The organism is Rubripirellula obstinata, assembly GCF_001642955.1.
GTDB lineage: Bacteria > Planctomycetota > Planctomycetia > Pirellulales > Pirellulaceae > Rubripirellula > Rubripirellula obstinata.
The window spans coordinates 1-13,118 of the sequence record NZ_LWSK01000139.1 but is presented as its reverse complement, the minus strand read 5'-3'; the positions used below and the strand labels follow the sequence as shown (position 1 = coordinate 13,118).

Annotated in this window: 8 protein-coding genes; 6 read left to right on the top strand and 2 right to left on the bottom strand. The window is 53.6% G+C overall.

The window, feature by feature from the left end; genetic code table 11:
- The first annotated feature begins 498 nt into the window (after positions 1-498).
- The 4 genes from RC85_RS22170 to RC85_RS22155 all read left to right on the top strand — a co-directional run bounded on the left by RC85_RS22170 (position 499) and on the right by RC85_RS22155 (position 8,014).
- Positions 499-1,677 carry a sensor histidine kinase gene (locus RC85_RS22170; protein ID WP_084422937.1) on the top strand — a complete coding sequence of 393 codons (1,179 nt, stop codon included), beginning with the start codon at positions 499-501 and terminating at the stop codon, positions 1,675-1,677.
- Positions 1,678-1,696: 19 nt separating this feature from the next.
- A complete protein-coding gene (locus RC85_RS22165; RefSeq protein WP_068266931.1) occupies positions 1,697-3,130 on the top strand; it encodes a sigma-54-dependent transcriptional regulator in 1,434 nt (477 codons plus the stop codon).
- A 371-nt stretch (positions 3,131-3,501) separates the two neighbouring features.
- The gene (locus tag RC85_RS22160; RefSeq protein ID WP_068266930.1) at positions 3,502-4,110 is read left to right on the top strand and encodes a hypothetical protein; all 609 of its coding nucleotides are present in this window, start codon (positions 3,502-3,504) and stop codon (positions 4,108-4,110) included.
- A gap of 601 nt (positions 4,111-4,711) precedes the next feature.
- The gene (locus RC85_RS22155) at positions 4,712-8,014 is read left to right on the top strand and encodes a discoidin domain-containing protein (RefSeq protein WP_235033334.1); all 3,303 of its coding nucleotides are present in this window, start codon (positions 4,712-4,714) and stop codon (positions 8,012-8,014) included.
- Positions 8,015-8,356: 342 nt separating this feature from the next.
- Here RC85_RS22155 and RC85_RS22150 read toward each other — a convergent pair whose 3' ends face one another.
- On the bottom strand, positions 8,357-10,240 hold the full coding sequence (locus RC85_RS22150) for an ATP-binding protein (protein ID WP_068266929.1): 1,884 nt from the start codon (positions 10,238-10,240) through the stop codon (positions 8,357-8,359).
- A 367-nt stretch (positions 10,241-10,607) separates the two neighbouring features.
- On the bottom strand, positions 10,608-10,901 hold the full coding sequence (locus RC85_RS27625) for a hypothetical protein (RefSeq protein WP_068266928.1): 294 nt from the start codon (positions 10,899-10,901) through the stop codon (positions 10,608-10,610).
- A 50-nt stretch (positions 10,902-10,951) separates the two neighbouring features.
- Between RC85_RS27625 and RC85_RS22140 the strand changes: the two genes are divergently transcribed.
- The gene (locus RC85_RS22140) at positions 10,952-12,301 is read left to right on the top strand and encodes an SHD1 domain-containing protein (protein ID WP_160148152.1); all 1,350 of its coding nucleotides are present in this window, start codon (positions 10,952-10,954) and stop codon (positions 12,299-12,301) included.
- Positions 12,302-12,408: 107 nt separating this feature from the next.
- On the top strand, positions 12,409-12,984 hold the full coding sequence (locus tag RC85_RS22135) for a GrpB family protein (RefSeq protein ID WP_068266926.1): 576 nt from the start codon (positions 12,409-12,411) through the stop codon (positions 12,982-12,984).
- Positions 12,985-13,118 lie beyond the last annotated feature (134 nt).

Below are 13,118 nucleotides of genomic sequence, written 5' to 3'. Positions count from 1 at the left end.
AGTTACGGCGTTGCGCACATTGCCGTAACTCGCTATGGCTCGCTACGGCCTACATACTGGCGATCAGGGAAATGTGCCGTTGCCACAATGCTTCGCAGCGCTGCAGTTTGTGTTGTCTGCCATGGTGCAGCTTGCCCAATTTGCTGCGATGCAATGATTTTCATCAGGCCACTCGCAGCCCGTGCTACAAATTGCCCGGTCATTGTGAACGCGATGCTAAGCTGAGAAAATAATACAGTTAGTTTGACACTTCCCGATGAACGCCACCATTTACCTCAGCCGCGCAGCGTGGGAGGTCGGATGTTCGGGCGACCGGGAGGGGGCCAGCGCAAATGATCGTAACCCTCTCCCTCGCTTTGGCTCGACCTCTCCCGCGGGCGGGAGAGGTGAAATGCCGAAAGGAACAGATCGTTTTCCAAAACGGAAGACGGCTGTTTGGTGGCGTTCGCCGAGAAGTGTCGTAAGATTTCGTTTCAAAACCCGCTCGTCGTTCATCTGATGCCGTACTCACATCTGCGAAACCGCAAGATCAACGAGGCGATGTTTCGTGTCGTTGCCAACTACACCTACGATTGGGAATCGTGGCACGATCCGCTGGGCAAACCGGTTTGGATCAACGACGCGGTCAAGCGAATTACTGGATACAGCGTCCAAGAATGCTTGGCGATGGTCGATTACCCGCTGCCAATTGTCTACGAAGAAGATCGCGCACGGATGCGTCAGATGCTTGACGATGCGATCGCTGGCAAGTCGCACAACGATCTGGAATTTCAGATCGTCACACGAGGCGGCGAGAAACGTTGGATGGCCGTGTCTTGGCAACCGATGTACAGCGATGACAAACAGCACGTCGGTTTTCGCAGCTCCGTTCGCGACATCACCGACCGACAAGGACTGAAGGAACAACTGCGAACCTACACCGAACACCTCGAACAACTCGTCCAAGAACGCACGGCCAAGATCGCGCAATTGGAACAGCACCGCCAGCAGATGGAAAAGCTTGCCGCACTGGGTGAATTGGCGGCCGGAGTCGCTCATGAAGTCAACAATCCGCTGGCCGGAATTCGCAACGCGTTCGCCCTTTTCCGCGAAAGTATTCCCAAAGAACACGAACACTTTGAATTGCTCGTTTTGATTGATGACGAGATCGAACGAATCAGTTCGATCGTCCACCAGATGTATCAGCTCTACAGCCGTAATCCTCAAGCGGCGACTGACCTGTTTATCGAAAAGACTTTGCGAGATGTGATCTGTTTGCTCGAACCAATCGCTCGGCGGCACCGCGTAAAGATCGAACTGCATCCTGAACCGTCCAAGCATTGCAAGGCAACGCAGGTTCGTTTACCCGAGAGTGAATTGAAACAGGTTTTGTTCAACTTAATTCGTAACGCCATTCAGGCTTCCGACGCGGGCCAGTCGGTTCGCGTTAGGATCGACGAAGACCAGGAAAATATTCGGATCGTGGTTGCTGACGACGGATGTGGGATCACTGATGAAGCGCTGCCAAACATTTTTGATCCGTTCTTCAGCACCAAGGGAGAAGCCAAGCAAGGCATGGGTTTGGGATTGTCGGTGACTCGAAATTTAGTCGATGCGATGGGTGGTAAGATTGAAGTTGAAACCAACGTCGGTCAAGGTACAACTTTCGCGGTGCTGTTGCCCAACCGCCAATCCTAGCCACCCACCCCAAAGAACGATGACAGCACGCATCCTGATCGCCGACGACGAACCGCTTTACCTGCGCACAACCGGCGATTTGCTGCGCAAGGCCGGATACGAATGCGTCTGTGTCGCGGACGCTCACCAAGCCATCGAGATGCTACGGGACCAGCAGTTTGATCTCGTTCTGTCGGACTTAAAGATGCCCGGCAATTTGAAGTTGGAACTGCTGCACGAACATGCCAAGCTCCGTCAACGAATCCCGATTATCGTCATCACGGGCGTGCCGACTCTGCCATCGGCGATCGAGAGCATCCGGTTGGGCATCACCGATTATTTACTCAAGCCGGTGAAATTTGAGATCCTTTTGGCGAGCGTCCAGCGGGCCCTGGCCAACCCGTCGATCGTGCGAGCCGCCGACGTGCCGATGCGGAAAGCGAATGAATGGGCCAGCGTTTTTCCCGACATGATCGGCAACAGTCCACCGATGTTGGAAGTGTTCGAGATCGTCGAGCGTGTTGCATCAACGGACACCAATATCCTGATCACCGGCGAAAGCGGTACCGGCAAGGAAGTCGTCGCCAAAACGATCCACGAACACAGCCATCGCTCTGGCGGCGTCTTTCAAGTCATTGACTGCACTGCGGTACCCGAGGCGTTGTTCGAATCAATCCTGTTCGGACACAAAAAGGGAGCGTTTACTGGCGCGGCAAGCGATCAACCGGGGTTACTTAAACAGTGCGATGATGGCACCGCGTTCTTGGATGAACTGGGCGAGCTGCCACTTTTGATGCAGGCCAAACTTTTGCGGGCCGTTCAGGAAAAGGAGTTCACGCCGCTGGGAGGTCACCGGCCCGTCACGGTCAATACTCGGTTCGTATGCGCGACCAATCGCGATCTAAAAATGGAAGTCAGCGCCGGTCGTTTTCGGCAGGATTTGTTCTACCGACTCGGGGTCATTCACATCGACTTGCCGCCATTGCGAAAGCGTGATGAAGACGTCGTCATGCTCGCCGAACACTTCCTCAAAACGCTCAGGCCAACGGGGTCGCCGGTGAAAGGGTTTTCTGCTGACGCTCTTGAAGTGATTCGGCGTTATCGATGGCCCGGTAACATTCGTGAACTACGCAACGTCATCGAAGGCACGATCGCGTTGACCCAACGTGATGTCATCGAAGCAGCGGATTTGCCGGCGATCGTCAGACAACAAGAGAACGATCCCGCGCGCGAACCCGGCGACCAAGTGCAAGCGAACGATGACGATCCCACATCGCTGAACTTGGGCACGATCCACCCAGGCAAGCTTTCGCGTGACGAGGCTTTGCGGGCCGCCGAGCATCAATACCTGATCGGCTTGCTTGACGTTCATGATGGCAACGTTTCCGAAGCCGCACGGCAAGCAGGACTCTCGCGACAAGGTTTGCACAAACTGCTCAAGACTCACAACATTCAAGCCTCTGACTTTCGTTGACACTCACAATCGAAGGGCGTCGCATACAGTTGACACTGTCAATTCCAGTTGACAGCTCGGGCCAGGCAGATGGCCATCAAAAAACATTAGAAGAAGAATTTGCCAGAATTTTCTCGCGGTCACAGCGAACAGAAAACGTCGCTTTTCCAAGGCTTTAAACGCCTCGTTTGACGCGGACGCATCAGTTTCAAGTCCGCCTGCCGCCCAGCTAAGGACGGCGATTGGTACGCCTCTCGCATCTATGGGACGTCGGGATCGTCAGCGTCAACCGGTGATTACACCGGCTGTCGCGGATTACTGACTAATCAGCCTTTGTCCATGGCGTCAACGTCGACGCCGATGACGATCGGGCTGCATGAAAATTTAGGTGTATGACCAAAATGATCAATCAACTTTCCAGTTCCGCCATGCTCGCTGCTGTCTTGATCGGAAGCCTTCTTGCAGCCGAAACTGCGGAAGCCAAAACAACGTTTCCCATGAATCGAAGCCAAATGCAAAGCGGTAGCAACTATTCCGGGGTCTCCGGACGCACCTTTGGTCGAAACGTTTCAATGAACGTCAATTCGCGTCGCAATGCGTCGCCGGCCTACCCGAACTCAAGCCGGTATCGCGGGGCAAGCTTCGGCCGCAATGGCGTGATGATGCTGCGTTCCGCGCCGGTTGCACAAAGCCGATCAACGCCAGCTTACAATGTCGTGTCATCGCCTCGCGTCGTTTCCGCGGCTCCGGTCGTGACTACTTCCCCGGTCGTTTCTGCAGCTCCCGTGGTTTACGGTTCCCCCGTCGTGACCTCGACCTCGCGCGTGATCAGCAGTTCACCGATCGTGACATCGCAGCCGCAGGTCGTTTCGCAACAGATCGTTTCGCAGCCGCAGATCATTTCTGAACAGATCGTTTCTGAACAGATCGTTTCTGAACAGGCGATCCGTTCGCCAGGTGTCGCAACGTCGCCGATTCAGCGACCCACCCTTCAACGATGATCACGCGATGTCCCCCGCGATCCGAACGTTCGTAAATAACCCCAGAGTGACGGAAGCCCTCTGCCGGATGCGTCGCGGCCTATCGATGAAAGTGAGCCGCGACGCGTAAGCGGCCGGGCTTACCGCACTGCCGGAGGCCTTACGGCCTGCGGCTTACCATTACCGCTGAGATTTCGATTAAATCAACAGCCCGGTCAGCACCCGAGACCGAGCTTCCGTCTCTCTGGGACTCTGGGACTCCGGGACTCTGGGACTAACAGAGCCCGACCGTCGACATGCTTACCATCTAAGCCGGACGGTCTCGAAAGCGAACGGTTTCCTGCCAGAACGCTTGCTTGCGATTCTTGCTACAGATTTGCACTGATCAAAAGATTTTGCACTGATCAAAAGATATCGATCAGAAGAATCGGTTGCTTTGGTTCTTCAGTGCATTTCATTGTCATGTGCAGATGGTGTGAGTAGACTGCCCGGCGGAAGGGATCAACAACGGCTTGGCGGATTGCATTCTGCAACGCTTCCTATCATGGTGCTGGCCTCTGCCCATGTTTATGAGCTGCCGATGATCAGCATCGGCATGAAAAGAAACTCTTAGGATTCACCCATGAAGAACAGCATGACTTCAATCGTTTCGACGATTCTTTTCGTTTCGATTTTCTTACAAGGAACGCTTTTGGGTGACACGAAAAAGGCGGCGTCTGAAATGGATTTGTCCGGACCATGGGCTTTTCAAATGGATCGCCAAGATAAGGGACTCGACGAAAAATGGTTTCTGTCAGATCTTCAAGACACGATCATGCTGCCGGGCTCGATGCCGCAACGTCGCAAAGGAATCCTGGTCGATTATGACACAGAATTCACTGGCAATATCTGGAAGGAATATCCCGACGGCAAATCGTGGGTCGACGACGAAAATTACAAACCTTATTTAAGTGAAGACCAGTTCAGGTATCCGTTCTGGCTGATTCCCGATTACCACTACGTGGGCGCTGCGTGGTATCAGAAAGAAGTGACGATTCCAGAAAACTGGATCGGGAAACCGGTCGAACTTCATCTGGAACGTCCCCACTGGGAAACGCAACTTTGGGTCAACGAAAAACAGGTGGGCCAACAGGATGCCCTCGGTGTACCGCATCGCTATGACGTCGGCGAATTTCTGCAGCCGGGCGAAAACAAGATCACACTGCGCGTCGATAACCGGGTGAAGGAGATCCGCGTGGGCGATGATGCCCACAGCGTTTCTGACAACACGCAGGGGAATTGGAACGGCATTGTTGGCAAGATCAAATTGGCGCAACGAGCGTCTGTCTTTATCGCCAACGTAAAGATCTTTCCGAATGTAGAAAACAAGACCGCAAGGTTAGAGATCGAACTGAAGAATACAACCGACGCGAAGCAAGCAGGCAGGCTGAAGATATCAGCCAAAACGATAGGTTCATTGAAAGCACACACGGTCAGTGTTAAGAGCACTGATTTTGAAGGCGAGTCCGGAGACCAAATCGTCGTTGTTGACTACCCGATGGGTGACGATGTTCGACTGTGGGATGAATTCAATCCCAACGTCTATCAGCTTACCGTTGAGTTGGATTCCGACAGTTCCCGTGACGCATGGTCGGGAAATTTCGGAATGCGTGAAATTCGGCAGGTCGGCAGAGGACTTGAAATCAACGGACGACCTGCGTTCTTCCGTGGAACTTTGGAATGCTGCATTTTCCCGAAAACCGGTTATCCGCCTACGACAACGGAGCCCTGGGAACGAATCATCAAAGTCTGCCAGGCGCATGGGTTGAATCACATTCGTTTTCATTCTTGGTGCCCACCTAAAGCCGCGTTCGAGGCCGCCGATAAACTCGGGTTCTATTATCAGGTTGAGGCCTCAGCGTGGGCGACCAATCTGGGATCCGGCAAACCGATTGATCAATGGGTTTATGACGAAAGCGAACGGTTGGTCGCCGAATACGGAAACCATCCTTCGTTCTGCCTGATGGCTTACGGCAACGAACCTCATGGGAAAAACCACAAGGCGTATCTGACCGAATTTGTTAATTACTGGAAACCTCGTGATTCGCGCCGCCTTTACACCACGGCCGCCGGATGGCCATTGATCCCAGAAAACGATTTTCACAACGCCCACAATATCCGTATCCAAGCATGGAACGCTAACCTGAACGGAATTATCAACAAGGAAGCACCACAAAGCGATTACGATTGGAAACGTCTCATAAAACAACTCGATGCACCGGTGATCAGCCACGAAATTGGCCAGTGGTGTGTCTACCCGAACTTCAGGGAAATTCCAAAGTACGACGGCGTATTCAAGGCAACCAACTTTGAGATTTTCCGGGATAGCCTGAAGGCAAAGGGGCTGTTTGATCTGGCGGATGACTACGTGAAGGCTTCAGGCAAACTGCAAGCGTTGTGTTACAAGGCCGATATTGAGGCGGCGCTAAGGACCGAAGGTTTTGCTGGATTCCAGCTTTTGGATTTGCATGATTTCCCCGGTCAGGGAACCGCTTTGATCGGTGTTCTTGATCCGTTCTGGGACGAGAAAGGCTATATCTCGCCAGAAGAATTCCGCCAGTTCTCCAACGAAACGGTTCCGCTGGCACGGTTCAAGAAAATGATCTTTACGAGCGACGAAAGTGTCGAGTGCAGCATTGAAGTCGCTCACTATGGTGAACACGAAATCGATTCGGTGGTCCCAGCATGGAAAGTCGTAAACGATCAGGGCGAATTGGTTCGCGAAGGAACCCTGGATCAAACGAATCTTTCGTGGGGCAATGGTCAACAACTGGGGACGCTGAGCGAAACCTTTGATGTAAAGAAAGCCACGCAGTTCCAGTTGCAGGTCAATGTGGCCGGGTTTACGAACCGTTGGGACTTCTGGGTATATCCGAAGAACCTTCCGCCGGTGAACGAAGACATCTTGGTGGTTTCCACGCTCAATGAAGAAGCTTTGACAAAACTAAAAGACGGCGGCAAGGTGCTGCTGACGGTCAAGAAAGGCAGCATCAAGCAAGGCAAAGGCGGCGAGGTTGCTGTCGGCTTTTCAAGCATCTTTTGGAATACCGCTTGGACAAACGGACAGAAGCCACACACGCTGGGCATTTTGTGCGACCCCAAACATCCTGCCTTGGCCGATTTCCCCACCGAATTTCACTCAAACTGGCAGTGGTGGGATGCCATGCTTCACTCGAACGCTATTTCGATCGAAGGTCTTGAAAACAAACCCGAGCCCATCGTGCGGATCATCGATGACTGGGTAACCAACCGCAATTTGGCCATGATCTTTGAGGCGACAATTGGGGATGGAAAGCTGATCGTATCGGGCGTGGATCTGCAGTCGGATCTTGAAACGAGACCCGAGGCGACGCAGTTACTGTTCAGTCTAAAGAACTACATGGGCAGCGATCAGTTTGCTCCGACATCAGAGGTCAGTCCCGATGAAATTTTGTCGATGTTCAAGACGCCCGCAGAACTGGTAATGAGTGACGCCGTTGCGGTTGCTGACAGTTTCGAGAAACAGTACGAAGCGGCCAATGCGATTGACGGAGACCCCGCGACCATGTGGCATACGGCATGGAAGGCGGAAGTTTCGGACTACCCGCATTCGCTTAAAATTGAGTTGGCAAACCCAATCGAAATCGAAGCATTCAATTTGCTTCCGCGGCAGGACGGCAACCGGAACGGATTCATTGCAGAATATGAAATCTATGTCAGTAATGATGCCAAGCAACAAGGCGAACTGGCGGCGAAAGGTATTCTGTCGGCGGATGCAACGTTAAAAAGCATCGAACTTAGCGAGCCTGTCACCGGACAATTCATCACGATCATCGCGACCAAAGGTTTCGGTGCCGACAAGTCAGCTTCGCTGGCCGAGTTCAGTGTAAAAGCAGCACAAAAGTAGGCCGGAACAAGTTCCGTATTTGGCGAATCTTTCGTAGCTGGGCCCGCCAGGGTTCAGTCGGGTACAGTTCAACGCCGTGAAAAGGTCTGGTCCAGCAAAAAGCCATTGTTTTGTTAATCCGCGTGGGCATTGCCCCGCGCGTCGTGCCGCCCCGGACGCGCGGGGCGATGCCCACGCGGTTAAACAGTTTAGAAACCGTTGACGGCGTTGGGTACAGGATTCTGATGGACTGAACCCTGGCGGGCCCAGCTACGGGAAAACCGGGAATTTGTTTCGGGACAGTTCCTCAATAGCGTGTTTGATACGCTCATGCGACGGTCAACCGATTTACGTTGGGACCGGTTACGTTGGAACTGGCGCATCCAGATTTCGGATGGGGACGCTGATCGGCATCCTTGGTGCCAGTCGCCATGGCAGCGTGATCCAAAACGTGCTGCCGCGACCAAGTTCGCTCTCGAAATCGATCTCACCGCCGAGCAGTTTGGCGAGTTCTTTGACGATCGACAGACCTAGTCCCGTACCGGCGTATTCGCGAGTCAGCCCGTCGCCCTCGAGCACTTTGCCGCTTTGCCTGAATTTCTCGAACACGATCTCTTGATCTTCTTCGGCGATCCCAACCCCGGTGTCGGCAACTTCTAATCGAAACTTGCCTTGCTGGGTATCAGAAATACGCACCGTAACCATTCCACCTTGTGGCGTGAACTTGATCGCATTGCTGAGCAGATTGTTGATGATTTGCCCGAGCTTATTCGGATCCTGATAAGCTTTGGGCAACTGATGCGGCACCTCGACCGACAGCGAAATGTTCTTCTCTTCACTGAGCGACGTGATCATGTCGCACTGCGCCGAAACAAGTCGTGCCAGATCAAACTCGCTCGGTCGGATCTCCATTTTGCCAGCTTCGACTTTTGCCAGATCGAGGATGTCGTTGATCATTTCGAGCAACAGTCGCCCGGACTTTTGAATGTTCGACGCGTAACGTCGCTGTTTATCATTAAGCGAATCGATTCCCTGCAAGACTTCTGAAAAACCGATAATGCTGTTCAGCGGCGTTCGCAATTCGTGCGACATGTTGGCCAGGAAGTCAGACTTCAAACGGTTCGCTTCATAGAGTTGCAGGTTCAATTGAGCTAACTGGTCCACGCGTGAATCGAGTTCGTGATTGACTTCTTGAATCTCGTCTTGCGTCTCCGTCAAGTGTCGCAACATTCGATTGAACGCGTCGGCCAATTCACGAAACTCATCTTCGGTTTCAATCACGGCTCGCTGATTTGTGTCACCGTGCGTGATCGCGTCGCTGACGTCACGCAAGTGATACATCGGGTAGAGCACCAAGTGACGAACGATTGCGTGCAGCACAAACAAGGTGACTGCAACGATCAACATCCCAAGCGCAACCACGATCGCTCGGATGTAGGTCGTTTGCGCGTGAGTCTGTTCGTAGGGCATGACGACTTTCATCACACGAAACGGATACTGATTCGCCAATTCAATCGGGTCGCCGTCCGGATCCAGCGAAAACGTGCCCTCCGGTGCATGGCATGTCATGCAACTGGGTTTAAAGAAGAGCGGTCGATAGAAAATAAACTTGCCGTCGATCGGTCCACGTTTCTTGTGAAGCGGTCCAGCCAACCCGGGGCCCAGTTGGCTCATCGGTTCGTTTTCAGCCAAGTCCAACCGATGCGATACATCGGGGCGAACGTCGGCGATCCGTTTGGCAAGCGTCAGTCGGTACTTGGATTCCAAATCCTGTAACAGCCCGTATTCAACCATTGAATCCTGGACGGCGGGATCCACGATCGATTCTGGTTCCGTGTTTTCGGCTTCGATCCTGCCAGCTTCCGGAATCGAAACGTCTCGCGATGGCAGATTGCTGTAACGAACCGGATCGGTCAGTCCAAGAAACTCGTGCTGCGTAATCGTTTCGCCGTTTTCGTCGGACGACAACAACAGCCCGCGAAGCCGATCGAGCTCCTCTGACTTGGTCCGCAGGGTCGGTGGGTCGTAATCCGCCTCCCAAATCGAGCGAGAATGAATGCGATACATTTCCGCGTCGCTGTAGTCACTGGCCCGGGTCAGCGTCGTATTTTCAACCAGCCGGCGTCCCAGCATCTCGACGACCAAGAAGGCTCCGAACATCAGAACCAGCAGCGCCGAACCGAAGAACAGAAGGCATTTCCGTTCCAAGCTCATCGAGGCAAAGAGTCCTTGAAAGAACCGAATCATCAATAATTCCTTGGTTTCCCGCTACTTTGGCAGAATTCTTAGACATCGTGTTTGGGGTCAATTCCCGGCACTGTTTTGGCAGTTTGACGAAATTGGTGGCCCATGGGGAGCCGAATCGGGCCAGATAACCCTCAAATGCCGATCTAGCACCGCAAAGTATCCACTTTAGCCAAACTTCGCTTCTTGCCGTTGTTTTTGGTGCGAACTAGCATGGGTGTCCACGCCAGGGCTCTGCTTGAACTCGTTAGCAGCGGTCCATTCACGAACAAATTCCCTCCGCCATGTGATCTGCAGCCAAGACTGCAGAGGAGTCAAAAGGTTACTATGAATCGTACGGTTCGACGTTCTGCCCGGTATTCCGCTCAATTTATCGCCAAGCGTTCTGCTCAGTGGTCATTGGTGATTGCCTTGACAGTCTTACTCGGTGGCAGCCCCGCTTCGGCTGGCTGGCTTCGGCACAAACTGAAACAGCATTGCTGCCAACCAGTAACAAGCTGCCAGCCAGCAACAAGCTGCTGCGTAGTTGCCAAACCAGTTTGTCCCCCGCCTGCACCTGTTTGTAATCCAACACCTGTTTGCAACCCAACACCTGTTTGCAACCCGGAACCCGCGTGCTGTCCAGCACCGCCTGAACCGTCGATCCCCTGCTGCGACTATTCATCCGTCCCGTCGTGCTGCGATGATTCCAGTGTCAGTGCCGCTCCGATGGAAATGAGTCCTTCCTATGACATGGGCATGCCCATGGAGATGGGAACGCCAGTTGATATGGGAAGTCCGATCGAAACGCCGATGGAAGGCACGATCGTTGATGACGCAATGATGGCTGTACCAATGGCGGACGGCTTTGATCAGAACTACGACCAGGGCACCGTGATCGAACCAGCCAGCCCTGCCCCGATTGAAGAAACCGCACCAATGGAACAGAGCACTGTTGAGCCCGAGCAGCCGTTCGATTCAGCGTCAGCGAATGCACCGCCGGTTCCATCGGAGCCCAATCCCGCCGTTTCAGAGTCCGCCGTTGCTGAGCCTGAAATGGCCGAACCAGCAGTTGCACCTGAGCCTGAACCAGATCCAACGACCGACACTGATGACGACGATCTGTTTGGTAGCCCAGCGGACGAAATGCCAACGGATCCTATGCCTGCGGATGAACCCGCCGATGACATGAATGCCGATGATCTGTTTGGTGGCAGCGACGATACCGCACCTGCCCAACCCATGGATTCGGTCGAAGACGATCTGTTTGGCGGATCATCAAACGACGCGCCCGTTGAAGCTGAAACTTCGATGGACGACCTGTTCGGCGACCCACCGGCTGACGCCCCAGTTGACGAACCTGCCGGCGGAATGGACGACCTATTCGGCGATCCACCTGCGGACTCAGGCGACGCGATGCCCAATTCCGACGAACAACCGTCCATCGACGACCTGTTCGGTGACTCATCATCGCAAGACGATTCCAACATCGAATCGATGGTCAGCGAAGAAACGTCGGCTGAAGATCTTTTCGGAACCCCTGAACCATCGGACATGACTTCAGATGAAATCTTCGACGCTCCTTCGCAGGAAGCATCCGAAGAAGCCGATTCTGACTTCAACATTGATGATCTGTTCGGCGCGGCTTCCGCACCAACCGAAAATGTGGTCGCAGACGTCAGCGTCGATAGCAACGTGATCGAAGAATTGCCGGCTCCTGCCGACGAAGTTGCAGTGCAGGAAGTCGCAACGCAAGAAGTTGCAGTTCAAGAAGTCGCAACGCAAGAAGTTGCAACGCAAGAAGTCGCAACACAAGAAGTTGCAGTTCAAGTTGTTTCAAAAAGCGTGATGCCAACCGATGCACTCGACGAAACTCGTATCCGTACTTGGATCGATAACACGGGTGTATACCACGTCGAAGGTCGATTGATTGAAATCGCCGGTGACCACGTCCGATTGCTCAAGGCAAACGGTCGCACTTGCACCGTTCCCAACAGTCGCCTTTGCCAAGCCGATGCCGCTTATGTGGACTCGATTCGCGAACAGGCTGATTCGTCGCGACTGGCGATGCTGACCAGCAAGTAGAAAAGCTGATCTGCAAGCTGGCCTTGCCAACTGTTAAAGAATGACCGAGCGTGGTGCAATGCATCACGCTCGGTTTTTTTGTTTGCCACGATTGAGAATCCTTATCTATGTCCAACGACAACGTTCGCTTGATGCATTACGACCCTCGTTGGCGTCAGGAGTTCGAGCAGACTCGCAGCAGCATCTTCTTTAGCTGCGAAGGTTGGATCACGGCGGCCCATCACATCGGCAGCACCGCGATTTCAGGCTTGATTGCTCGCCCCACCATCGATGTGATTGCGATCGCGGTGCCTGAAGATTCATCTGAGGATTCATCTGAGGATGGCTCAGGCGAGGTCTCGGGTTCAGACCGCGCCCTCACCGAAGCTGCCAACCGTATCGAAGGTTTGAACTTTCGCGTGGTGGAATCGCCACTTTGGGCTGACGGTGCGATCACGCTGGTCAAACCTCGATTGACCGACGCGGAAGCCGCCGATGCGACGCACCGAATTTTTCTAGTCCAAGAAGACTCGGCGATCTTGCGTCGTGCTGTCGCCCTACGCGATTACCTGCGGCAACATCCTGAAATTGCCATCACGCTTGAGGAAATCAAAGTTGCCGCTTGGAAAAATGCCGAGGGTGACCTGGACGAATATCAGCGTAATAAGTCGGTCTTTTTTGCAAAGGTTCAGGACGCGATGTAGTCACGCCATTAAGGAACGTTACTGCGTGTTAGGCCCGGAGCGACGGCAGCTCCCTGCCGGGTGCGCGAGCACCCGGATGGCTGCCCCACATCAATTCTCTGGCTCGGTTTCGCGGCTACGCCGCGAAACCGAGC